Source organism: Prosthecobacter sp. Pr1 (assembly GCF_057652315.1).
This window is the reverse complement of record NZ_JBYFBS010000015.1, coordinates 103,275-127,336: the sequence shown is the minus strand read 5'-3', so window position 1 is coordinate 127,336 and position 24,062 is coordinate 103,275. Positions and strand designations below refer to the sequence as shown.

The 24,062-nt window shown below is 61.6% G+C and carries 20 protein-coding genes; 12 read left to right on the top strand and 8 right to left on the bottom strand.

What is annotated here, in order from left to right:
• Positions 1 to 50: 50 nt before the first annotated feature.
• Complete coding sequence (locus AC24GY_RS21355) at positions 51 to 2,930, top strand: PSD1 and planctomycete cytochrome C domain-containing protein (RefSeq protein ID WP_487686997.1); 2,880 nt, start codon at positions 51 to 53, stop codon at positions 2,928 to 2,930.
• The gene (locus tag AC24GY_RS21350; protein WP_487686994.1) at positions 2,923 to 4,344 is read left to right on the top strand and encodes a DUF1501 domain-containing protein; all 1,422 of its coding nucleotides are present in this window, start codon (positions 2,923 to 2,925) and stop codon (positions 4,342 to 4,344) included. Before AC24GY_RS21355 ends, AC24GY_RS21350 begins: the two co-directional genes overlap by 8 nt.
• Positions 4,345 to 4,596: 252 nt before the next feature.
• Here AC24GY_RS21350 and AC24GY_RS21345 read toward each other — a convergent pair whose 3' ends face one another.
• Positions 4,597 to 6,150: a cryptochrome/photolyase family protein gene (locus tag AC24GY_RS21345; RefSeq protein WP_487686992.1), complete on the bottom strand. Its 1,554-nt coding sequence runs from the start codon at positions 6,148 to 6,150 to the stop codon at positions 4,597 to 4,599.
• 114 nt (positions 6,151 to 6,264) lie between these two features.
• On the opposite strand from AC24GY_RS21345, the gene AC24GY_RS21340 reads away from it, so the two are divergent.
• Positions 6,265 to 6,666 carry a hypothetical protein gene (locus AC24GY_RS21340; protein WP_487686990.1) on the top strand — a complete coding sequence of 134 codons (402 nt, stop codon included), beginning with the start codon at positions 6,265 to 6,267 and terminating at the stop codon, positions 6,664 to 6,666.
• On the opposite strand, the gene AC24GY_RS21335 is transcribed toward AC24GY_RS21340, so the two are convergent.
• Positions 6,642 to 7,898 (bottom strand): NAD(P)/FAD-dependent oxidoreductase, encoded by a 1,257-nt coding sequence (locus AC24GY_RS21335; RefSeq protein ID WP_487686988.1) that lies wholly within the window; start codon positions 7,896 to 7,898, stop codon positions 6,642 to 6,644. The two genes, AC24GY_RS21340 and AC24GY_RS21335, sit on opposite strands and share 25 nt — an antisense overlap.
• Before the next feature lie 148 nt (positions 7,899 to 8,046).
• Here AC24GY_RS21335 and AC24GY_RS21330 point away from each other — a divergent pair, with 148 nt between their 5' ends.
• Positions 8,047 to 9,027 carry a DUF3500 domain-containing protein gene (locus AC24GY_RS21330; protein ID WP_487686984.1) on the top strand — a complete coding sequence of 327 codons (981 nt, stop codon included), beginning with the start codon at positions 8,047 to 8,049 and terminating at the stop codon, positions 9,025 to 9,027.
• Between the two features lie 33 nt (positions 9,028 to 9,060).
• On the top strand, positions 9,061 to 9,927 hold the full coding sequence (locus AC24GY_RS21325) for a hypothetical protein (protein WP_487686982.1): 867 nt from the start codon (positions 9,061 to 9,063) through the stop codon (positions 9,925 to 9,927).
• A 9-nt stretch (positions 9,928 to 9,936) separates the two neighbouring features.
• Here AC24GY_RS21325 and AC24GY_RS21320 read toward each other — a convergent pair whose 3' ends face one another.
• Positions 9,937 to 12,456: an ankyrin repeat domain-containing protein gene (locus AC24GY_RS21320; protein WP_487686979.1), complete on the bottom strand. Its 2,520-nt coding sequence runs from the start codon at positions 12,454 to 12,456 to the stop codon at positions 9,937 to 9,939.
• Positions 12,457 to 12,520: 64 nt separating this feature from the next.
• Positions 12,521 to 13,885: a neutral/alkaline non-lysosomal ceramidase N-terminal domain-containing protein gene (locus AC24GY_RS21315; RefSeq protein WP_487686977.1), complete on the bottom strand. Its 1,365-nt coding sequence runs from the start codon at positions 13,883 to 13,885 to the stop codon at positions 12,521 to 12,523.
• Positions 13,886 to 13,938: 53 nt separating this feature from the next.
• Between AC24GY_RS21315 and AC24GY_RS21310 the strand changes: the two genes are divergently transcribed.
• The 3 genes from AC24GY_RS21310 (at position 13,939) to AC24GY_RS21300 (ending at position 16,711) form a co-directional block, all read left to right on the top strand.
• Positions 13,939 to 14,718: an SDR family NAD(P)-dependent oxidoreductase gene (locus AC24GY_RS21310; protein WP_487686974.1), complete on the top strand. Its 780-nt coding sequence runs from the start codon at positions 13,939 to 13,941 to the stop codon at positions 14,716 to 14,718.
• Positions 14,719 to 14,941: 223 nt separating this feature from the next.
• Positions 14,942 to 15,853, top strand: coding sequence for a dihydrodipicolinate synthase family protein (locus AC24GY_RS21305; protein ID WP_487686972.1), 912 nt, complete (start codon positions 14,942 to 14,944; stop codon positions 15,851 to 15,853).
• 9 nt (positions 15,854 to 15,862) lie between these two features.
• On the top strand, positions 15,863 to 16,711 hold the full coding sequence (locus AC24GY_RS21300; RefSeq protein WP_487686969.1) for an amidohydrolase family protein: 849 nt from the start codon (positions 15,863 to 15,865) through the stop codon (positions 16,709 to 16,711).
• Between the two features lie 128 nt (positions 16,712 to 16,839).
• Here AC24GY_RS21300 and AC24GY_RS21295 read toward each other — a convergent pair whose 3' ends face one another.
• The gene (locus AC24GY_RS21295) at positions 16,840 to 17,673 is read right to left on the bottom strand and encodes a helix-turn-helix domain-containing protein (RefSeq protein WP_487686967.1); all 834 of its coding nucleotides are present in this window, start codon (positions 17,671 to 17,673) and stop codon (positions 16,840 to 16,842) included.
• Between the two features lie 99 nt (positions 17,674 to 17,772).
• On the opposite strand from AC24GY_RS21295, the gene AC24GY_RS21290 reads away from it, so the two are divergent.
• From AC24GY_RS21290 to AC24GY_RS21275, 4 genes are all read left to right on the top strand, one after another.
• A complete protein-coding gene (locus tag AC24GY_RS21290) occupies positions 17,773 to 18,741 on the top strand; it encodes a 3-hydroxy-5-phosphonooxypentane-2,4-dione thiolase (protein ID WP_461526163.1) in 969 nt (322 codons plus the stop codon).
• A 93-nt stretch (positions 18,742 to 18,834) separates the two neighbouring features.
• On the top strand, positions 18,835 to 19,467 hold the full coding sequence (gene dhaL, locus AC24GY_RS21285) for a dihydroxyacetone kinase subunit DhaL (protein WP_487686965.1): 633 nt from the start codon (positions 18,835 to 18,837) through the stop codon (positions 19,465 to 19,467).
• A gap of 62 nt (positions 19,468 to 19,529) precedes the next feature.
• Positions 19,530 to 20,063, top strand: a complete 534-nt coding sequence (locus tag AC24GY_RS21280; protein WP_487686962.1) for an RNA polymerase sigma factor — start codon at positions 19,530 to 19,532, stop codon at positions 20,061 to 20,063.
• Positions 20,056 to 21,576, top strand: coding sequence for a LamG-like jellyroll fold domain-containing protein (locus AC24GY_RS21275; protein ID WP_487686961.1), 1,521 nt, complete (start codon positions 20,056 to 20,058; stop codon positions 21,574 to 21,576). Before AC24GY_RS21280 ends, AC24GY_RS21275 begins: the two co-directional genes overlap by 8 nt.
• On the opposite strand, the gene AC24GY_RS21270 is transcribed toward AC24GY_RS21275, so the two are convergent.
• The 3 genes from AC24GY_RS21270 to AC24GY_RS21260 are packed head-to-tail and all read right to left on the bottom strand — an operon-like array spanning position 21,542 to position 23,913.
• Positions 21,542 to 21,730 carry a DUF2256 domain-containing protein gene (locus AC24GY_RS21270; protein WP_487686958.1) on the bottom strand — a complete coding sequence of 63 codons (189 nt, stop codon included), beginning with the start codon at positions 21,728 to 21,730 and terminating at the stop codon, positions 21,542 to 21,544. The two genes, AC24GY_RS21275 and AC24GY_RS21270, sit on opposite strands and share 35 nt — an antisense overlap.
• Positions 21,727 to 22,614, bottom strand: a complete 888-nt coding sequence (locus AC24GY_RS21265; protein ID WP_487686956.1) for a TIGR03915 family putative DNA repair protein — start codon at positions 22,612 to 22,614, stop codon at positions 21,727 to 21,729. The genes AC24GY_RS21270 and AC24GY_RS21265 overlap by 4 nt, the downstream gene beginning before the upstream one ends.
• 9 nt (positions 22,615 to 22,623) lie before the next feature.
• Positions 22,624 to 23,913 (bottom strand): putative DNA modification/repair radical SAM protein, encoded by a 1,290-nt coding sequence (locus tag AC24GY_RS21260; protein WP_487686953.1) that lies wholly within the window; start codon positions 23,911 to 23,913, stop codon positions 22,624 to 22,626.
• Positions 23,914 to 24,062: the final 149 nt, after the last annotated feature.

Sequence of the window (24,062 nt, the reverse complement as noted above, 5' to 3'; positions counted from 1 at the left end):
CTCCATAGCAGATGCATGCACCTTGCATGCCCAGCCGCGTTAGTTTCTACATGCCAAAACACCTGTTGCTCCTGCTCGCCCTCACTCTGTCCGCCCATGCGGACCCGGTGAGCTTCAGCCGCGAGGTCATGCCCCTGCTCTCAGACAACTGCCTCTCCTGCCACGGCCAGGACGCTGGCCATCGCAAGGCCGACCTGCGCCTCGACACCCCGGAAGGCGCTCGCGAAGTCCTCCAATCCGGCGATTTCATGACACGCATCGTCACCTCGGACCCCGAGGAGATCATGCCTCCCCCGAAGTCCCACAAGCCCGCCCTCAAACCAGAGCAGATCGCCATGCTCAAACGCTGGATCGCCGAAGGCTCCAAGTGGGGCAAGCATTGGTCCCTCGAAAAACCCGTGAAAGCCAAAGTCGAAGGCCATCCCGTGGATTTCTTCGTCAAAGCCCGCCTCGCTAAAGAAGGCCTCAAGCTCTCCCCCAAAGCCCCCACTCACACCCTCCTCCGCCGCCTCTCCTTTGACCTCACCGGCCTGCCACCCACCGCCAATCAAACCATCGACAGCCTGCTTGCATCACCGCATTTCGGCGAACGCATGGCCATGGTCTGGCTGGATGCCGCACGCTACGCCGACACCGATGGCTTCCAGTCCGACGCCTCCCGTACCAACTGGCCCTGGCGCGACTACGTGGTCGAGTCCTTCAATGCCAACAAGCCCTTCGATCAGTTCACGCTGGAGCAGTTCGCCGGCGATCTCCTGCCCAATGCCACCCCCGAGCAGAAACTCGCCACCTGCTTCCACCGCAACCACATGACCAACGGCGAAGGCGGCCGCGACAAGGAGGAGTCCCGCATCGACTACGTCATCGACCGCGTGAACACCATCGGCACCGTCTGGCTCGGCCTCACCCTCGGCTGCACCCAGTGCCACTCGCACAAGTTCGACCCCATCTCCCAGCACGACTACTACAGCCTCCACGCCTTCTTCAACAGCATCGACGAAGACGGTGCCGCCGGCACAGCTGCAAAGCCGTACTTCAGCTACCAGTCGCCTCACGCCAAGCGTGCCGTGGATGAAACCCAAAAACTCGTCGATGCCCGCAAGCCCGTGGAAACCAAAGCCAAGGCGGATGCTGCAAAACCCTTCGAAAAATGGCTCACGGAGCAGCAAGCCGCAGTTAAGAACGGCTTCCAGGCCTGGCACATCATCCACGGTGCCGTGGAATCTCAGGAAGGCACAAAACTCGCACAAACCAAAGACGGCATCGTCATCGCCACCGGCCCCAATCCCAAGCAGGATGACTACCGCCTCATCTCGGTGATCAAGCTGCCCCGCCTCACCGGCCTGAAGCTCGAAGTGCTGCCACAAAACGGCGTGCTCTCACGCGGCAAGGACGGCGAATTCATCCTCACCGACATCAAGCTGCAGGTGCGCCGCAATGGCAGTTCCCAGATCCGCGACATCCTCGTCAAATACGCCGTCGCCGATACCAAGCTCGAAGCCAAGGCCCGCGAATACGGCGATGTCAAAGGCACCCTCGACGATGATCCACGCAACGGCTGGACCACGAAAGGCTTCCCCAAAGATCAGCCGCACACCGCCCTCTACGGCCTCGCCGAACCGCTCGTGCTCGAAAGCGATGAAGAGCTCATCTTCGAACTTCGCCACCGCTCCACCAACGGGGACGCCAACATCGCCAGCTTCCGCGTTTCCGCTACGGATCAGCCCGGCCCCGCCGTGCGCGAACTCGGCCCCACCCCGCTCGAACAACTCGCGATTGGCAAACCCGATCGTCACCGCCTGCTCGATCAATTCCTGGAAGATCACGAACCCTACCAGCTCGCGAAAGCTTCCTATGATCGCGCCAATGCCCAGCTCAAGGAAGTGCAGGCCGCCGCCGGCAAGCTCAACGTCATGGTGCTCGCCGAGCGCAAAGAACCGCGCGACACCCACGTCCTCGTTCGCGGTGTCTGGGACAAAAAAGGCGATGTCGTCCAGCGCGATGTCCCCGCCGCCATCGCACCCTGGCCCGCTGGCACGGTGAAGGACCGCATCGGTCTCGCCAAATGGCTCACCTCCAAAGAAAATCCCCTCACCGCCCGCGTCTTCGTCAATCAAGTCTGGCAGATGCTCTTCGGTGCCGGACTCGTGCGCACACCCGATGACTTCGGCCTCCAAGGCCAGCGCCCCACCCACCCCGAACTGCTCGACTGGCTCGCCGTCGACTTCATGGAGAACGGCTGGGACGTGAAAAAGCTGATCAAGCTCATCGTCACCAGCGAGACCTACCAGCAGGCATCAGACCATACCAACTCCTCTGATCCACAGAATCTCCTCCTCTCTCGCGGCCCCCGCTTCCGCCTCCCCGCCTGGATGATCCGTGACGCCGCCCTGGCCTCCTCCGGCCTGCTCAATCCCGCCCTCGGCGGCCCGCCCGTGCGCCCCCACCAGCCCGATGGCGTGTGGGAAGAGATCTTCATGGGCCGCTTCACCTATGAGCCCAGCCAGGGTGCCGCCCAGCACCGCCGCACCCTGTATGCCTTCTGGCGTCGCAGCATCGCCCCCACCTTCCTCTTCGACAGCGCCCAGCGCCGCTCATGCGAGGTGGCGATTTCGCGCACCAACACGCCCCTGCAAGCCCTCACCCTGCTCAATGACGAGACCATGATGGAAGCCTCCCGCGCCCTCGCCAAACGCATGCTCGCCGCGAGAACCGAAGATCGCCTCCCTCTCCTCTACCTGTCCGTGTTGACCCGACCAGCCACGCCAAAAGAGCTGTCCGTCCTTCAGCGCGAACTCGACCGCGCTCTCGCCCACTACCGCGCCCATCCCGACGACGCCCGCAAACTGCAAACCACGCCCGAACTCGCCGCGCACACACTGGTCGCCAGCCTGGTCCTCAACCTCGACGAAGCCATCACCCATGAGTGAATCCTCCCTCAACACCACCCGGCGCTACTTCCTCGGCCAATGCACCGGCGTCTCCGTCGGCACCATGGCTCTCCACTCCATGGCCCAGCAGGAAGCCACCGGCCTGCCCTCCCTTCCCCATTTCGCACCCAAGGCAAAGCGCGTCATCTTCCTCACCCATTCAGGCGGGCCCTCGCAGCTGGAGCTCTACGACCACAAGCCCGGACTGATGCCTTGGGCAGGCAAAGAACTGCCGGAGTCCGTGCGCCAGGGCCAGCGCCTCACCACGATGACTTCAGGTCAGAAGCAGCTCATCCTGCCCGGCCTCACCAAATTCAGCCGCTGCGGCCAGAGCGGCGCCACCATCAGCGAATGGCTGCCCCATCTCCAGGGCGTGGCCGATGACCTCTGCTTCATCAAATCGATGACGACAGACCAGATCAATCACGCGCCGGCGATGACGCAGTTCCTCACCGGCCACCAGCTCCCTGGCAGGCCGAGCCTCGGCTCCTGGATCAGCTACGGTCTCGGCAGCCTGAACCGCAACCTGCCCGACTACCTCGTTCTCATCTCCAAGATGCAGCGCCCCAGCGACCAGCCCCTCTACGACCACTACTGGGGCAGCGGTTTCCTGCCCTCCCGCTATCAAGGCGTAAAACTCCGCAATTCCAAAGACCCCGTCCTCTATCTCACCGATCCCGCAGGCCTGCCGCGCCACCTCCGCCGTGGCATGCTCGACGGGCTCGCGGAGCTCAACCAGATGCGCTTTGAGCAAACCCAGGATCCCGAAATCACCACCCGCATCCGCCAGTACGAAATGGCCTACCGCATGCAGACCAGCGTGCCGGAATTGACCGATCTCAGCGACGAACCCGATCACGTCTTCGAAATGTACGGCCCCGATTCGCGCCGCGCCGGCAGCTACGCCGCCAACTGCATCCTTGCCCGCCGCCTCGCGGAACGTGGCGTGAGCTTCATCCAGCTCTTCCATCCCGACTGGGATCATCACAGCCGTCTGCCAAGCTGGTGCACCGCCCGTTGTCGCGACACCGACCAGCCCAGCGCTGCTCTCATCAAAGACCTCAAGCAACGCGGCCTCCTCGATGACACCCTCGTCCTCTGGGGCGGCGAATTCGGCCGTGGCGTCGCCGGTCAGGGCAAATGGGACAGCCCCGAAGCCGGACGTGATCATCATCCGCGCTGCTTCACCATGTGGATGGCCGGCGGCGGCATCAAACCCGGCGTCACCTACGGCGCCACCGACGACTTCAGCTACAACGTCGCCGAAAATCCCGTCCACGTCCGAGATCTCCACGCCACCGTCATGCACCAGCTCGGCATCGACCACGAACGCTTCACCTTCCGCGCCCAAGGCCTCGACTTCCGCCTCACCGGCGTGGAGCCAGCCAAGGTCGTGAAGGACATCCTGGCGTGATCATTCAAGTATAACGAACATCCGCAGTCACTGTTCAGCCCCTAATCGCAACTCAAGTAAGCTACGTGACACCCCTCACCCGGCCTCTCCCCGAAGGTGCGTAGCGCCAACCATGCCCTCGGCGGGGAGAGGGGGAGACACGTTGTGACTTCGACACAGTTTCACAGCGCCTCAGCGCAAATCTCCTCTCCCCGTCCAAGGCTTTGCTGCTCCAGCCATACTTCGGGGAGAGGCCGGGTGAGGGGCCGATATTCAGCGTAGCCGCAGGCCACTAAGACTACCCCCCTCCCTCACCCTCCGCGCCTGCTCCTGAATCTCACTCCTCTTCTCCGCAGTCAGTCGCCCCAGATTCTTGAGCTGCATCGCCATTCTCTGATTCCCCCGCAGCTTCACCTCATGCTGCAGCAGATAGTCCCAATACAACGTCGTAAAAGGACACGCCCTCACCCCCGTGGCCTGCGCAGGATCATACTTGCAGCCTGTGCAGTAGTTGCTCATCCGCTGGATGTATTTGCCGCTGGCCACATACGGCTTGCTCGCCATCAGGCCGCCGTCTCCATACTGGGACATGCCCAGCGTGTTGGGCAGTTCCACCCACTCCACCGCGTCCACATACACCGCCAGATACCACTCGTGCACCTGACGCGGGTCCACCCCGTAGAGCAGCGCAAACAAACCCGTCACCATCAGCCGCTGAATGTGGTGCGCATACCCGTAGCGCAGCGTCTGCGAAAGAGCATCCCTCAGGCAGTTCATGTCCGTCTCCCCCGTCCAGTAAAAACCCGGCAGCACCTCGTGCGCTTCCATGGCATTCAGCCGCACATAGTCCGGCATCTTCAGCCAGTAGATGCCCCGCACATACTCACGCCAGCCAAGGATCTGCCGGATGAATCCCTCCACTGCCGCCAGCGGTGCCTTGCCATCACGCCACGCCTTCTCCGCCGCCGCGATCACCACTCTCGGATCCAGCAGCTTCAGATTCATCGCCGCGCTCAGCCGTGAATGATACAGCCACGGCTCATTCACCCACATCGCATCCTGATACTGCCCAAACTCCGGCAGCCGGTGCGCGATGAAATCCTCCAGCGCCTCCACACTCTGCGCCGCCGTCACCGGCCAGTCGAAATCCTTCAGTGTGCCCGGATGCTTCGCAAAACGCTCCTCCACCAGCTCAATGACCTCCCGCGTGATCTCATCCGGCACAAACCTCCTCGGCGGCACCCGCAGCAAATCCGGCCCCTCCTTGCCAAAAGAACCGCGATTGTCGTGATCAAAGTTCCACTCCCCTCCCGCTGGCTTGCCCTCCTCCATCAGCACCCCCGTGCGCTGTCTCATCTCACGGTAAAAGAACTCCATGCGCAGCTGTTTGCGGCCCTTCGCATGCTCCGCAAACTCCGCCGTGGTGCAGAGAAAGTGACGGTCTTCCCTTACCTCCGGTGGCACCCCCAGCTCCGCAGCCACAGCCTCCAGATCACGCTGCACGCCCCATTCCCCCGCCTTCACCATCACCAGCGCGGAAGGGCTCAGTTCCATCACACTGGCACGCAGAGCCTGCCCAAAGTCCCCATACGCACCCATCTCATGATAAACCACCCTCCATCCTTTCTCCCTCAGCGCCTCGCGGAAATGCCGCATGGCTGCGAGAAAGACGGCAATCCTCGCCTTCACGCTCCACACCTTGGTGGACTCTGCCGCCACCTCGGCCATCCACACCACATCCCGCAGCGGATCAAAGCCGTCAAAAGCAGCAGATTGAAGATCAAGCTGGTCTCCCAGCACTAGCACAAGTCGGGGTCGGGATGGCATGGCGCATGCGCATTACGCCCCATGCGGTGCTGTGGCCGCATCATGCTGCCGTTCCATGGCTGGCCTTCGTATTTGCCCCTGCGCTGATGCGCTTCATAGGAAGCCTCACCCGCCATGCCCCTGATCCGCTACCTGCAGAACCTCTCCACCGGCCGCACCATCCTCTGGTGCTACTTCATCTGGTGGGCGCTCAGCATTGTGAACCACTTCGACAGCACTCCCCGCATCTGGCTCACCTCCGTCGGACTCAGTGGCATCATCGGTGCCGCGCTGCTCATCAGCACGCAGTCCCAGTCCTCCGGTCGTTGGGTCTGGCCGGACCGCTGGGTCACCTTTCGCCTCTTTCTCATGCCCTTCTGCGTCTCCAGCTTCTCCGCACTGGTGAAAAGCGCCGGCTACGTGCTGGTATTCCCTCCCTCATGGCGTGAAAACGCCACCGGTGCGGGGTTGATCGCTCTGTTTCTGCTCGTGGTCTGGGGCGTCAAGAAAACTCACGCCGCCATCGGTACGCCATAGGGCAGGATGTCGGGTATCGGGGAGAACTCCCGGATCTTCGTCCACAGGGATGAGTAATCCTTGTTCACATCGCCGGACAGACAGTCGGTGATCTCGTCACCGGCGTCCGGATACTTCATCACCACATCCTTGAAGGAAAAGTTCGGGTTGTAGAAGGCATACACCAGCTTGCGCATGTTATCGATGCCCTGGCGCATGGACTCGGCGTATTCCGCAAAGCGCTCCGGCGACACATCACCCGCCACCAGCGCCTCATGCACCGCATCTCCCGCCAGCACGCCGCTCTTCAGCGCCAGCATCACGCCGCTGCTGAACACCGGATCCAGAAACGCAAACGCATCCCCCACCAGCAGCAGGCCCGGCGAGGCACCATACTTCGAGTGGCGTGAGTACTCGCTCGTGATCCAGTATTCACCCGTGGAGGCACCCGCCGAAAGGTGGTCTTTGATCCACTGGTTCTCACCAATCTCACGCTCAAACATCGCCTTCGGATCCTTCACGCCATCGCGGCTCAGATACTTGCCCTCGGCGACCACGCCGACGCTCACCATGTCATCATGCATCGGGATGTGCCAGAACCAGCCCTTGTCCGGCACGAAAGCGATCGTCGTCGCACCCTCATCAAGGCCTGCCTCGCGCTTCGACCCCTTGTAGTACGTCCACACCGCCACCTTGTTGAGATAAGGATCGCCCACGCGCCAGCCCTCACGCACCGAGGCAAACGCCTCCTTGCCCGAGGCATCAATCACCAGCTTGGCCAGCAGATGCTCCTTGCTGCCGTCCTTGTTCTGCACCGCCACGCCGATCACCCGGCCGCTGTCATCCTTGAGCAGCTGCGTCACCGTCGTCTCCTCCCGCACCGTGGCACCCTTGCCGCGTGCATGCTCCATCAGCATCTGGTCAAACTCCGAGCGCATCACCTGCCAGGTCTGCGCCACCGTCTCGCGGTCATAGCGGTTGTAAAAGTAGAAGGGCTGCGAGCGCCTTCCGTCAGGCTGCACAAAGCTCACGCTGAACTTCTTCATGAAGTGCGACTTCTTCATCGTCGGGATCAGCCCCAGCCGCTCCAGCGGTCCAAACGTGAACGGGATCAACGACTCACCCACATGGTACCGCGGAAACTTCTCCCGCTCCAGCACCAGCACTTTGTGGCCGTACTCTGCGAGGATGGCTGCAGTGCTGGTTCCGGCCGGACCGCCGCCGATGATGATGACTTCGTGGGTACTGTTCATGTGCATAACAACTTCAATACGAATGAATGCTGTCTGCTGGTACGCCACCTGCAATACCATTTCAGCATCACTTTTATGCCCGTTTGCGATAATGGCGCAGGGAAAACAAAAACTTCCCATTCAAAGCCACGTTTGGTACAACCCCGCCATGAACACGCACATCATTCCCTCGGCCAGCCGCCGTGATTTCATCACCCGCAGCGCGCAGGTCGCCGCCGCAGGCCTCCTTGGCTCCGCTTTCGGCGCCAGTTCCGCCGCCACTTCTGAAACCCTCGTCCAGCAGCTTTACGGCAGCATGGACGAAGCCCAGCGCAAAACCCTCTGCTTCGCCTGGAGCGATCCCCGCCGCCTCAAGGTGGACAACAACTGGCACATCACCCCGCAGAAAATCCGCGACGTCCTCAAGCCCGACCAGCAGGAACTCGTGCGCGAGATCTTCGACAAACTCCACAGCGACGAGTACAAATCCGAAGTCTGGCGTCAGTTCGATCAGGACAACAAAGGCGACGGCGGCTTCGGCAGCGCCTCCATCGCCCTCTTCGGCCAGCCCGGCACCAGTCAGTTCGAGTTCGTCCTCACCGGCCGCCACTGCACCCGCCGCTGCGATGGCGACAGCGAAAAAGGCGCGGCCTTCGGCGGCCCCATCTTCTACGGCCACGCCGCCCAGGGCTTCAATGAAAAGCCCGACCACCCCGGCAACGCCTACTGGTATCAGGCCAAGCGTGCCAACGAAGTCTTCCAGGCCCTCGACGGCAAGCAGCGCGAGCTCGCCCTCCTCGGCGAATCCCGCGACGAAGACGGCAACGACACCGTCAAGCTCACCGGCAAAACCAAAGGCCTCGAAGGCATCCCCCTCACCGAACTCAGCGCCGACCAGAAAGACCTCGTCAAAAAAGTCATCGCCGATCTCCTCAAACCCTTCCGCCAGTCCGAGCGCGAAGAATCCATGAAATACATCGAAGCCGGCGGCTACGACAACCTCCACATGGCCTTCTTCAAAAACCAGGACGTCGGCAAAGACGGCATCTGGGACGTCTGGCAGATCGAAGGCCCCAACATGGTCTGGTTCTTCCGCGGCGCCCCCCACGTCCACTGCTGGGCCCACATCCGCTCCCCGCAGGCGGCTTAGCTCGCAGCACGGATTGCTCCATCGCCTTGCGCCATGTCAGCCAAAGCCCTTCTCGGCCTCGCCTGCCTGTTGTCCGTACCGCTGATCACTCAGGCTCACATGAATCCACATGGGGACGTCAGCCCCAGTGTGGAGATCGAGGATGGCAAATTCGCCATCCATTTCATCACACGCGTGGAAACACAGGTTCTGGAATGGGGCATGGTCTTCTCTCCAGAGGGAAAACTCCTGCTTCCACGCCATCAAATCCTGGTCAAACGCCCGGAGCCGCCCCCACCTGCCGATGCCATCAAGGTGGAAACCCTTGGAGTGCCAGGCTCACGCAAAACACGTTTTGTTCTGACTCGAACAACGAATGGGCAGAAAGTCGAACAGCCCCTGCCCCTCGACCCGGCAAAATTTGCGATGGTTGACGAAGCAACTTTGGCTGGTGAATGGGCAGGCTTCACCTGGACTGCGTTAGGCTACGATTGGACCAGCGACGAGCGCGTGGATCCATCGGCTTCAGTCAAACTGATGTTCTCCACCGCCGCCACGAAAGGCTTTTCACCCGGCAAGACCGTGCTGCTCGGTGAGCCGGCGACGATCTATGATTTCCCCACTTCATCAGCTCCCGTCTGGGCGGCCCGCCGCTGGTGGGTGGCCTGGGTGCGCCAGGCAGAGACTGCGGCGGAACGCAAAGATCCACTGCGCAGGTGGGAGACCATCTTGACCAGCATTGATCCCATAAGCGGCAAAGTGGAGCACAAGCGTCTTCCTGGCCTTAGCCACTGGAACACCAACGTCTCCATGAAAACCACCGGCGGCTGGCTCGGCATCGCCTGGAATGCCACCATCGATGGCAGCTATCCCGGCGTTGCAAAGATCGTCACCGCCTTTGAAAAACTGCCGGAAGAATGATGCGGTGCTTCAGGGAAAAGTTTGACCCATGCTTTCGGCCAGTTGCGCCGGCGTACGATCATTCTTATCCTTCGCATCACGGCTGGCTCCCTTGCTGAGCAGCAGCGCTGTGATGTCAGACACCCCGCATCGCACCGCTTCATGCAGTGCGGTGCCACCATCTCCATTCCTGGCCTCAAGGGCCGCACCATGCTCCAGCATGAGTCTGACCAGCTCGATTTTCCCCGTCGCCACAGCACAGGCCAGCACCTGCCGTCCGGAAGTATCATGCCCTTCGGCTTTGGCACCTTTTTGCAGCAGATATTCCACGATCTCGCGCTGAGATTGCTCCACGCCGAGGCAGATGGGAGTGAACAAGATGCTTTTGTCTTCAAGAGATTGATACCCCCAGCCAGTCCCGTGAAACTTTTGCGTGCCTGCATTCACATCGGCCCCGCCCTGCTCCACCAGCAGCTTCACCACCGGCAGGTTGCCTGAACTGGCCGCAAAATGCAGCGCTGCCGTGATGTCCGCCCGCCATTCCTTGTGTTTAGCGGAGATTTTCTCCAGCAGAAATTTCAGCATCACCGTATCGCGGCTCTGCGCGGCAAACCGAATCAGATTTTGCGGTGTTCCAATCGTTATACTTTCAGCGCTGTCATTCTCCACCGGAGTTAGCGGGGCACCGAGGCTCAGCAGTCGCCGCGTCGTGATAAGATCTTCGCATCGAACGGCCAGTGCCACCGCATCTCTGGCCTTTCCACTACCGTCTGGTTTCCATCCGGCCTCCAGAGCTAGACGCACTGCCAGAATACAGCCCTCTTGATCTGTCCAACTACCGAGCAATTCTTCCATCACCGCCGCAGGGTCAAAAACATCACGTTGTTTCATCAACCACCGCGCCATCTCCGGTTGATTCGCCCCCAGCGCGACCGCCAGGCAGCTTTGCTTATCCGATGTTTTTGCTTCAAGCGTCGCACCATTCTTCGAGAGCCATTCCACGATAGGCAGTCGGCCCAGCGCAACCGCCAGATGCAGTGGCTGCACGCCACCTCGTTCCTGTTGAAGGATGCCGGGCTTCGCCGCAACCAGCCGCTTAACATCCTCGATTTGATCAGCCGCAATCGCCCCGAAAATGTCATCCTTCAGCGCTGCTTCGACGGCCACGGTGGATCCATCACTCCCGCCGGATGAGAGGCTTTCATTCCCCATCTTTGGAAAAGGGGTCAATCTATCAGCCGTGAGCCCCTGCTTGTTTTTGCGCGCGGAATCAGCCCCCGCCTTGAGCAAGAGTCCCTTCATGGCGGTATTGCCAGCCAGCGCGGCCATCATCAGACCAGTGCGTCCTTCGGCATCCACAGCATTGGCATCCACCCCGGCCTTCAGCAGCAGCTTTGCCACTGCCTCATTATTGATCAGTACCGCCCAAGAAAGCAGCGGCATTCCATCCACACGCAGAGCATTCGGCTCCCCAATCTGCGACAGCAAATGTTCGGTAATGCTGGCCAGATGCTCATGCGCCGTCGCATGATCCAGCGTGGCGCGGGCCATGGCCGTGAGCATGCCCACTGCATGGTCCGCAGTCGCACCTTCATCCAGCAACAGGGACATTTCCCCCCATGCCTCTGCACCGGCGGCGAAGTCCAGCGCAGAACGCCCTTTTTGATCTTTCGCCTTCAAATCGGCTCCAGCCTTCAGCAGCCATCGAACCAGTTCTGCCATATCCCATCCGTCTCCTGCCACCTCCATCAGCACCGTCACGCCCTCATGGTCCTTCAGATTCACATCCGCATTTTTCTGAACGAGCCATTCCATCATCTCCTCGGAACCGGCTTCAAACAAAGCGCTGCGTCCTCTTCGATCCAGCGCCTCGACAGGGATTCCCAGCGCAAGTATTCGGTTCCAAAGAGTTAGCCGCTTTTCTGGCTCCTCCCGCGAGTAAGCCCATGACATACTTGCAGCTTCGTGCAGCAAGGTGCGGCCATCTTTGTCGGTGGAAGTCGGGTCAATGCCTCCTTTGACCAAATGCTCTACAATATCGAGATGACACCCTCTGACCGCAGACACCAAAGCTCGGTGGTTGGGCTTTCCCCCCGCTTTTTCTAGCTGCTGCACAATCGCCAGCCCTGTTCCCGCAGCTTCGACAATCGCCTCATCATCATAGACATGAACATCCGCTCCCAACGACAGCAGCAGATCAATCATGCGCTTGGTCTTGATTTCCGAGTAAGGCACCGGCACGCCTTTGGCAGCCACCGCCAGCGCCGAGCCCTCGGGATCATTCAATGCCGCGCCATGCTCTACCAGCAGCTTCACCATCTCTTCATTCCCCATCGAGATCGCCCTGTTCAAAGGCAGCTCATGGTAGTCCTCGGACACCAGCTTCGCGCTGGCACCCTCTGAAAGCAGCTTTTTCACCGCCTCCAGAGTACCATTGTCGCATGCCCGGTAGAGCTCACTTTGCAGCCATTGCTGCCTGTCATCTTCCCGTGCATTCAGATCGCACAATCCCAGCATCAGGAATGCTTGGAAAAATCGCGAAAGGCTCATGCCCTGATAATAGAGCAAAAACCATTCTCGGCGTGAAGCACAAACTGCCTCTTCGAGTTCGCAGTCACTTCCCCGCCTTCACCTCGCCCAGCAGCCTCAGCGCCACCTCCACCAGCCTTTCGCCGCTGCCAACTTCATTTCGCGCGCTCACCACTTCATAATTGCCCTGCGGATACGCCTCTCGGTTCGGCACATACCCAATGCTTCCATTCGCCAGCTCCGCGATGATCGTGGTCTTGAACGGCGAGGCCTTCTTCAAAGCGAGCCCCAGCTCCACAAAAATCTCCCCCGGCAGCGCCACGATGGCCAGCTCATCACTCAGCGCGATGACCTGTACCTCCGCGAGCAGCGGCACGTTCTGCTTTTCCACCGTCTCAAGGATGCACACGGTCTCCGCCATCGGCACGGTGCCGAAATTCTTTGTGAACATGTTCGCCGCCATGTCCTTCGCTTTGGCAATCTGCTCCGGCGTAAAACTGCGCCGCTGCAGCGTCACCTGCTCGGAACGCACACGGGGTGCGTAGGCGGCAGTCGGCTGCAGCTTGGACCACGCAGCATCCGTCGCATCCGCCAGCGCGGTGCCCAGCTCCAATGTGCTTCGGCGCTTGCCGTTGATGTAGTCCCCGTGGTTGATGTTCCCGCAGCAACCATTCGCAAACACCGAGATCATGCCAGGTCCGTGCCGCTCGCTGACCAGCTTCGTAAACACTCCGGGATAATCCGCCGAGATCTTCGTGCCCGCGCCCACAGAGGTCGGATGCATCGCAAAGTTCAATAGGCTCGCGGTAGGTTTGCCTTCGGACTCAAACACCACCACGCCCACATCCGGATCAATCGGCCCCGCCGGCTTGTCCGTCGCCGGATTGAGCTTCTGCGGCTGCCAGATCGCCTCCTTCACGCCCTCGCGCAGCACACGCCGGTTGAAGCTGATACCCTCCTCCTTGCCCACCGCCACCGAGGCTTTCGCTGCCGTCAGCTTCGCCTTCGCCTCCTTCACCGACTGCGCAATGAGCCCCGGCAGCGCGCTGATGTAGGCCACCCCCGGCGGCGAGTTCACCTTCGTGATGTCATCCATCAGCGATCCACGCGGCTGCTGCGGCCCGGAATGCGTGTGCGTTCCGGAAATCATCACATGATCCCCCTCGATCCCGCACTGCTCCTGAATCGCCTTCCGCGCCTCCGCCACCAGCGGCCGCACCGTGCCCGAAAGATCCAGCACCACGATGGCCGCATGCGTTCCATCCTTTTCAAAAAGGATCGTCTTCGCAAACAACGGATCAATCACCCCCTCCGAACCCCGAAATTTGTAAAACCCGCCCAGCGGCGTCCCATCCTTCGGCGTGATGTCCACCCTCGCCGCCCCCACACGAAAATCACCGGCATGAGCTTCGAGAATGAGGAGAAAACAGAAAAAGAGGCGCAGGATCATGCAAGCCATACGCAGTGCTTGAAAGACTCCCTTCATCGCGCCGATCTGTTTTCATGTCTGTTCTCGATCGCTTCAATCTCACCGGCCGCCGCGCCCTCATCACCGGCGGCTCACGCGGCCTTGGTCTGGAAATGGCGCGTGCACTGGGCGAAGCCGGAGCCGAGATCATCATCGCCGGTTCGAATGCAGCGCAGCTGCACGCGGCCTGCGAGGAGCTTTGCAGCGAGGATTTGCACGTCACTTCCATCCAGGCCGACCTCTCCCAGCCCTCAGAAGCCGAACGCCTCTGCGATGTCCTCCTCCGCGATCACCCGCCCATCGACATCCTCATCAACAACGTCGGCGGTCGCCGCATCAACACCCCCACCGAGGACCTCACCCTCGAAGACTGGCAGCGCATACTCGACCTCAATCTCACCCAGGCCTTCATCCTCACCAAACGCATCGGCGGCGCGATGATCCCACGCAAATGGGGCCGCATCATCAACATCTCCTCCATCAACGCCCTCTGGCCCGGCAAAGCCATGCGCGGCCGCAGCTACGAGACCTCCAAAGGCGCCCTGACCATGTTCACCAAAGCCGTCGCCGCCGACTGGGCCATGCACGGCATCACGGTCAACGCCATCGCCCCCGGCCCCTTCCTCACCGACGCCAACAAACGCTGGATCGGCGAGCGCCCCGAGTTCGAAGGCGAAGTCGCCACCAGCATTCCCATGGGCCGCTGGGGCAGCCCCGAAGAAATCGGTCCCCTCGCCCTCTACCTCGCCAGCGATGCCAGCAGCTACATGACCGGCAGCCTGCTCATCATCGACGGCGGCAAACTGCTCTGGTGACCAGTGCCCCTCCGGCCAATGTCCCAAGTTTTTTGAAACTGCTCTCGTTCTCTGAATTTTTTCACCCTTTTTCCCTTCTTTCGGCCATCCCTTTCCGGTCCCTTTTTTTGCGCTTCTTGCGCCTTTTTGCGGCCACCCATTTCCCCTCACTCCGCTAAGCGTGGAACCTTAAAACACCGCCGCTCTTCTTCAGAAACAATCTCTGCGGCATTCAATCTCCCCCATGACTCCCCCCAAACACGAACTCCACGGCGTCCTCCCCGTATTCCAAACCCCATGGCATGACGATGAAACCCTCGACCTCGACACCCTCGAACGCGAAATCGCCTGGCTCTACGACTCCGGTGCCCACGGCATCGTCATGGCCATGGTTTCCGAAACCCTGCGCCTCGACAGCGAAGAGCGCGAACAGCTCGCCGCCGCTTCGTGCAAGTTTGGCAAATCACGCGGCGCCGTCATCATCAGCGTCGGCGCAGAGTCCTCCAAGGTCGCCGAACGCTACGCCAAACACGCCGAAAGCGTCGGAGCCGATGCCGTGATGGCCATCCCGCCCGTGTCCATCGGCATCGGCGAAAGCGAGCTGCTCGCCTACTACACCCGCATCATCCACGCCATCCAGATTCCCGTCATCGTGCAGGACGCCAGCGGCTATGTCGGCAAGCCCATGCCCATCGCCATGCAGGCCAAACTGCTCGCCGAGTTCGGCCCCGAACGCGTTCAATACAAACCCGAGGCCTCCCCCATCGGCCCCAAGCTCTCCGAACTCCGCGATGCCACCCAAGGCCGCGCCCGAGTCTTCGAAGGCACCGGCGGCATCGCCCTCGTGGATTCCTTCAAGCGCGGCGTCGTCGGCACCATGCCCGGTGCGGACCTCATTCGCGGTCTCGTCCCCCTCTGGAACGCACTGGAAGCCGGCGACACCGCAAAAGCCGATCGCATCCACGGCCCCCTCTCCGCCCTCATCTCCATGCAGACCAGCCTCGACGGCTTCCTCGCCGTCGAAAAGCATCTCCTCGTCCGCCAGGGCATCTTTAAAAACACCCTCGTCCGCGGCCCCGTCGGTTTCAAACTCGACGCTGAATCGCAACTCGAAGTCGAGCGCCAGTTCGACCGCATGATCGCCGCCACCCTTTGATTCAAACCCATGATCATCGACGTCCACTCCCACGCCTGGAATTTCCCCGCCGACTTCTCCGACGATTTCATCCATCAAGCCGGACGCGCCCGCCCCGGCGTGAAGGTCGACATCAGCGCGACCTACGAGGCCTATCGCGCCAGCGCCCCGGAAGACACCCGCACCCTCGTTTTCGGCGGCAAAGCCAAACTCAGCGGCCTCTGGGTCAATGACCAGACCGTGGCAGACTACGTCGCGCGCGATCCCGCACGCTTGATCGGTTTCCTCTCCATCGATCCCACTCAGGAAAACTGGCAGCGCGAGCTGCAGTTCGGCCACGAAACCCTCGGCCTGCGCGGCATCAAGCTTCTGCCCATGTACGCCGGCTTCAGCCCCGATGACCCCACGCTCGAACCCCTCTGGCAGTATGCGGAAAAACACCGCCTGCCCGTGCTCCTGCACATGGGCACCACCTTCATCGCCCAGGCCCCCCTCGCCTTCACCCTGCCCCGCCTCATCGAGCCCGTGGCCTTAAAACATCCCGGCGTCAAAATCATCCTCGCCCATCTCGGCCACCCCTACGAAGGCGAATGCCTCGTCACCATCCGCAAGCACGACAACGTCTTCGCCGACGTCAGCGCGCTGCATTACCGCCCCTGGCAGCTCTACAACTCCCTCATGCTCGCGCAGGAGTACGGCGTCTGGCACAAGCTCCTCTTCGGCACCGACTTCCCCTTCACCACCGTCAACGCCTCCATCGACGGCATCCGCAAACTCAACGACATGCTCGAAGGCACCAATCTCCCCCGCCTCGACCTGACCCAGATCGAAGCCATGATCCACCGCGACAGCTTGCAGCTCCTCGGCCTGGACCTCTAAACCGCTCTCTTCTTCCAATTCCCAGCGCGAGCACCTCCGGAAAGTACGACAGACACTCCTGTCTGTCGACCAGCGCTCCAGCACACCCAACATCAAAAGCTTCCCCGTACGCTTGCGTCCCTGCGGCCTCACCCCCAGCTCTCATCCCGATACGTCGCGGGCGAGGTATTCCGGTACTGCCGCAGCATGCGGCTGAAGTAGTAGCGATTCGTCAGCCCGCACTGCTCGGAGATCGTCTCGATGCTATCCTTCGTGTGCCTCAGCTTGCGGCACGCTTCATCCAGCCGGTAGTCCAGCAGCACGCGCATAGGCGGCTGCTGCAGCTCCTGCTGAAAGAGATGGTTCAAATTCCGCAGGCTCAGCCCCGCATGCTTCGCCACCTGCTCGGCAGTCAGCTTGAGCCCATGATGCTGGTGCATGAATTCCATCGCCCGCAGCACCCGCGCATCCAGATGCTGCTTCTCCCACACACTCTCCGGCAGGCACTGCACGGCAGCGATGACAAGCTGGATCGTGGGCCACGGAAACCTCACCGCCACCTTCTCCTTGCTCATTTTGATCAGGCCGGGGATCAAACTCTGCATCAGCGCATTCGTGGGGAACTTGTGGATGCCCGGTGCCGCCCGGTCCGCCAGCGGACCCAGATTGAAATGCGCGTACCACTTGCTGAATGGCTTGCTCGTCGTCGTGCTGAAAGTCGTGTGTGGCGGAATCAGATACATGAAGCCCGGCTCCAGCAGCGTCTTTTCACCCTCGATTTCCACCACCCCTCCGGCACTCACCGGCCAGTACAGCCGCCAGTACGGATCGTTCAGCCGCCGCAGCTCCCACTGCTGCAGTTCGATCTTGCGCGTGGTCAGGATGTCCACCGTCACCCCCGGCAGCGCCACCGTCCGCTGACCCTGCACGCGATGTGCCGAGCCGGTGGGCACGAGGCTGAGGATGTTTTTGTTCGTCTGCATGGCCATTGCAAAATCCGACACAAATCTGGCGAGCCCGTGCATGGACGGCAAGCAGGGAGTGACTATGGATGATCACTCAACCAAAACTGAACACACACCATGGCCGACATCCAAACCAGCGCTGCAGACAAGAAGGAAAAGGAATTCTTCACCGACGTCCCCCAGGAGGCCCCCGGCTTCTTCCTCAAGGGCTGCCACCAGTATGACTGGGGCCTCAAAAACCGCCTCGCCAAGGTTTTCAACCCCAAGGACGGCCGCACCGTCATGCTCGCTTTTGACCACGGCTACTTCCAGGGCCCGACCACCGGCCTGGAGCGCGTGGACCAGACGATCCTCCCCCTGGCCCCCTACGCCGACTGCCTCATGCTCACCCGTGGCATCCAGCGTTCCGTCATTCCTGCCTCCACCACCAAGGCCATCGCCCTGCGCGCCTCCGGCGGCACCTCGATGATCAGCCCGATGGAAGAGTGGGAAGGCGAGATCGACGGCAAGAAGGCCAAGTTTGCCCGCCCCGGCTTTGAGCCTCTCTCCAATGAGAGCACCGCGCTCAACATCGAGGAAGCCATCCGCCTCAACGCCAGCATCCTTGCTGTGCAGGTCTTCATCGGCAGCGCGTATGAGCGCCAGTCCCTCAAAAACCTCACGGATCTGGTGGACGCTGCCAGCCGCTACGGCATCGCCGTCATGGGCGTGACCGCCGTGGGCCGTGCGATGGCACGCACGCCGCAGTATTTCCGCCTCGCCACCCGCATCATGGCGGAACTGGGCGCGAACGTGGTGAAGTGCTACTACACGGAGAAGGAATTCGACACGGTGACGAGCTGCTGCCCGGTGCCGATCGTGATCGCCGGTGGCAAGAAGCTGCCCGAGCTCGACGCGCTGAAGATGTGCGCCAACGCCATCAAGCAAGGTGCGAGCGGCGTGGACATGGGCCGCAACATTTTCCAGAGCGACGCTCCGGTCTCCATGATGCAGGCCGTCCAAGGCGTCGTCCACGGCGGCCTCAACGCCAACAAGGCCTTCGAACTCTACAACGACCTCAAGAAGAAGGAGCTGAAGAAGAAGTAAGCCTCAGCAGATCGAACGCATTCACAGGAGGGGGATCATCTTGATCCCCCTTCTTTCACTCACCTCTCCAGCCCTTCTCTTTCCCCTTCAACCATGGAACTCAAATCCAACCAGGTGCGGCTCATGATGCTGCAAGTCGCCGATGCCATCATCGCCGCTGAACCCATGCTCTCCCAGGCCGACCGCGATCTCGGCGACGGCGACCACGGCCTCGGAATGAAGCGCGGCATGGAAGCCGTCAAAGCCCAGCTTGAGCCCATGGAACCCACCAGCGTGGAGCAGGTTTTCGTCACCACCGGCACCGCCATGATGACCAGCATGGGCGGCGCCTCCGGAGCCCTCTTCGGCACCGTTTACCGCGCCGGCGGCAAAGCCCTCGCAGGCCGTGAGTTCTTCGATGCCGAAGCCCTCGCCCTCCTCCTCGAAGCCGCCCTCGAAGGCGTCATGAAACGCGGTGGCGCCAAGCCCGGCGACAAAACCATGATCGACGCCCTCGCCCCCGCCGCCACCAAAGCCCGCGAATCCGTCGCCCTCTCACTCACCGCAGCCCTGACCGCCGTTGCTGCAGCAGCCGAGTCCGGCAAAGAAGCCAGCAAAGCCATGATCGCCCAGTTCGGCCGCGCCAAAACCTTGGGCGAAGCCTGCCTCGGCTTCCCCGACGCCGGCGCCTGCTCCGTGGTGATCATGCTCAACACGATGAGGGACTTCGCCACCTGCGGAAACTGATCCGGCTATACGCACAATTTTCTGTCCGGTTTCCCCTTCCCGCGTGAGATACTGCCACACGCATGAACTCGCATGAGACCCAGGCCGCGCAGGTTTTCCTCGCCCATCACGATTTTGTGAGGGGCGTGGCGCTGAAGTATGCACCCTGGCCGGGGCTGATGGAGGACATCGCCCAGCAGGTGTTTTTGGAGTTCATGGCCAAGGAGTCCCAGTGGGACCTCAGCACGGATGCTCGGCCGCTGCTGGCGACGATCACACGGCACATCGCCATGCGGCAATGGCGCGAGCGCACCAAACAGCAGCCCGAGGTGGTGCAGAAGCTGGCCGATCACATCCGCCTCCTGGCCGAAGAACGCGAAGCCCCGCCGCGCTATGAAGAAGAAATCAGCGTGCTGCGCAACTGCCTGCAAAAGCTGCCGGAGAAAAGCCGTGAGCTGGTGGAGCTCTACTATTACAACGACATCGGCACGCCGCAGATCGCCGATCAGATCAACATGAAGGCGGACACCGTCTGCCGCGCCCTCTCCCGCGTGCGCGAAAAACTGCGCGAGTGCATCGAGCGCTCGACGAACCAAGGAGGCCCCGCACATGCCTGACACCGACACCTTGATCCAGCACTACCTCGAAGGCACGCTCACCACCGCCGAGGCGGAGGAGTTGCACGAGTTGCTGCAAACGCAGCCGGAGCTGGGCGAGCGCCTGCTCCAGCACTTCGACATGGATGCCATGCTGCGCGCCACCAAGCCACTGGTCGCGGACAACATCATCCGCCCCGCCCTGCTGCCCAAGCGCCGCTTCACCTTCGCCACCGTCACGAGTGTGGCGGCCATGGCCGCCTGCATCACCCTGCTTGGCACCTGGCTGATGAATGCCGCACTGGACCTACGCCCCGAAACCGAGGAAACGACCGCCTCCGTGGCCGTGCTGACACGTGGCGTAAATCTGGAATGGGACTCCGCCACCATCACCCCCGGCACGCCGCTCTCACCGGGCTTGCTCAAACTGAAATCCGGCATCGCTCAGATCGAGTTTTATCAAGGCGCCCGCGTCTTGATCGAAGGCCCCGCCGAATTGCAGCTCGTGTCCTCCGGCGAGGCCACCTGCACACGCGGCAAACTCAGCGCCCAAGTGCCGCCTCAGGCCAAAGGCTTCCGCATCAACACCCCCAAAGGCACCATCGTCGATCTCGGCACCGAGTTCGGCCTGGATGTCAGCGCCGCGAATGAGGAAGTGCATGTGTTCAAAGGCGAGGTGGAGCTGCATCAGCCTTCTGCGACCATGAAATCCCTCAAAGAAGGTCAGGCCATGGCGATCGCAGGCAACACCGCCATGCTCACCGCCAATGCCTCCAGCTTCGCCTCGCTCAACGAAATCGACGCCCGCAGCGCGATGTCCCAGCGCTTCCAGTTCGAAAAGTGGCTGGCCTCAAGCTCCAAACTGAACGCCGATGCCGGACTCCGGCTGCGCTTCGATTTCCAGGACGACGAAGGCTCGCGCTCCCTGCGCAATCACGCCGTGAACGGCGGCCAGATCGAAGACGGCAGCATCGTCGGCGCTTCCTGGACCACCGGCCGATGGCCGGGCAAACGCGCCCTCGAATTCCGCAATGTGAGCGATCGCGTGCGCCTGAACATTCCCGGCGAAACCAAGACCCTGACCATGGCCGTCTGGGTCCGGGTGAACGGCCTCGACCGCACCTTCAACTCCCTCTTCATGTCCGAAGGCTGGGGCGACCGCAAAGTCCACTGGCAGATCACGCGGGACGGCAAAGTACGCCTCGGCATCGCCGGCAGCGCGGGTGCCCACCACGCCGACCACGACACCCCCGTCCTTTTCACCCCGGAACGCTTCGGCCGCTGGACGCATCTCGCCGTCGTCTTTGATCCCGCCACCCAGGAAGTTCGGCACTACGCCAACGGCGAACTCCTGACTCGCTCCACCCTCAAGACCACCGAAACCCTGAAGATGGGCATCGCCGAACTCGGCAACTGGAACGACGGCCGCAAATCCGGCGGCGTCGCCATCCGCCACCTCAGCGGCGCCATGGATGAATTCGCCCTCTGGGACCGCGCGCTCAGCGATGCGGAGATTGCGGCGCTCGCGAAGTGACCGAGCCAAGTGCGCTCGACTTGTTTCGTCGGCAGCGCTCGCTGCAAAACTTCACTTCCTCCCACACCTTCTCCCACTTTTTGCGCCAGGTGAAGGGCCGTCCGCAAACGAGACAGGGCTTGGTTGGGAGATCCTGCTTTTTCACGCCTTTCATGCCGGGTCTGATTCGGGGTTTTGGGCGGCGGCTTCGCTCTGATTCATGGCGTGAAGCGATTTCAAATAGGCATTGTTGGGCGCGGGCTTGGCGGCTCGTTCCTCGGTTTCCAGCATGCCCTGCACACGTCCCGTGCTCTCGGCGATCAGTTCGGCAATCAGCGATGCCTCGGGCAGGTTCTTCCAGTACTTCTTCGGCATCTCCGACTGCATGGCGCTGATTTTGACCCGGGCAGGATTGAAGATGCTCCGGTAATAGGTGCGCCACAGGTCATCCAGCGCGTCTTCATTCGGGGCGCTGCTGCGTGACACGCCTGCGGTGAAATGCAGCCGTGCGCCATCCCAGTGCGCGCATTCATAGGGTGTCAGGATGGACCAGTCCATCCCGGCAAAGCGTTTCTCAAAAAACGGCGCCGCCAGCCGCACAATGCGGTGCTCCGGCTCAAACCACGCCACGAACTGCTCGCGTCCCGTGGCCGCATCCGTCCCTACCAGTCGAAAGCGCACAAAGGCATGCATCTTGTGGATGTCCCTCCCCACCGCCTTGGACCAGTCCTGGAGCTGTCGCACATCGCGGTCCGTGGCCATGGCCAGCAGGTGCCGCTCCGCCCCCCGCGTCAGCCGCCACAGCACCCGGTAGAGCATGCCCCAGCGCCGCGCATCCGTATGCGCCGCCACGCTCCGTGCCAGGTCCATGAAAGCCGCCGGCACTTTGATGGCACTGACCCCCTGCACCGCTGCGGCAGGCTCTTCGCCGACAAACAACGATGCCTCCTGGCGATCATCCGTCCACAGCACTTCCTCAGGAGTCACGCCCTGCGCCAGCAACTGGCGGGCCGCAGCCCTCCAGGCTTCATACTCAGGCTCGATGACAACGGTGCGCATGCTCGGTTTTTACAGCTCCCCGGATCTCACCGAGAGAAAGTCGCTCGTAGCAGGTGTGGGCGGTGCGTCAAAATTGATCTCCAGCTGCTCCGGTGGCGGCAAAAACCGCGCCCGCAGCGAGTCGCTGTCCAGCCCCAGCCTTGCCGGATGATGATCCACCGTGGTGATGAAAGGCAGCAGCTTCTTCATCTGCAGCCGCAGCCGCACCAGATCCGCCAGCCGCAGCCGCGTGTAGCGCCGCGCACCCAGGATGCGCTCTACATTGCGCACGCCCAGACCCGGAATGCGCAGCAGCAGCTCCCGGGGCGCTTTGTTCACATCCACAGGAAAAGTGGCGCGGTTTCGCAGCGCCCAGGAGAGCTTGGGATCCAGCGCCAGATCCAGATTGGGGTCGGCGGCGGAAGCGATCTCCTCCACCTTGAATTCATAAAAACGCAGCAGCCAGTCCGCCTGATACAGCCGGTGCTCGCGGATCAGCGGCGGTGCTTTCAACGGTAAAATCGAAGACGGTTCCGGGATCGGGCTGAAGGCCGAGTAATAAACCCGGCGCAGGCGGTGGGAGGTGTAGAGCTTGTCCGCACACCCCAGGATCACCGCATCCGTCGAGGCATCGGCCCCCACCAGCATCTGCGTGCTCTGGCCCGTGGCAAACGGCGGCGGCTTGGGGGCATCCGGCTTGCGTTTCTCCGCATGCCTCTCCTCGATCTTTCCCCGAATGTGCCCCATGGCCTCCTCCGTGCGCGCCAGATTCTTCTCCGGTGCCAGCGTATTGAGGCTCTGCTGGCTGGGCAGCTCCACATTGATGCTGATGCGGTCCGCATAGCGCCCGGCCAGGGCGATGAGCTCCTGCGAGGCTTCCGGGATCGTCTTTAAATGAATGTAGCCACGGAACTGGTGCACCTCCCGCAGCTTCCGTGCGACCTCGATCACCAGCTCCATCGTGTGGTCCGCACTGCGGATGATCCCGCTGCTCAGAAACAATCCCTCGATGTAGTTCCGCTTGTAGAAATCCAGCGTCAGCTTCACCACCTCGTCCGGCGTGAACCGTGCCCGTGTCACATTGCTGGACCTCCGGTTGATGCAGTAGTGGCAGTCATACAGGCAGGCATTCGTCATGAGCACCTTCATCAGCGAGACGCAGCGCCCGTCCGGCGTGTAGGAATGGCAGATCCCCATCCCGCCCGTGGACCCCACGCCCTTCCCGCCACGCGAGTCCTTCCGCGCCGCGCCGCTGCTCGCGCACGAAGCATCATACTTCGCCGCATCGGCCAGGATTTCGAGTTTGCGGGTGATGTCCATGTTGAGTTGGCTCTACGTGCCTGCCGTCTGCGCCGCCGATTTTTCAGTGCTCAATGCCTAAACTTGAACCGCGAGAGCATTAAATACTGTTCTTTAGAACATGTTCAATAGCAAACGGGTGTCTGCACTTTGCTCATTTGCCCTGGAGC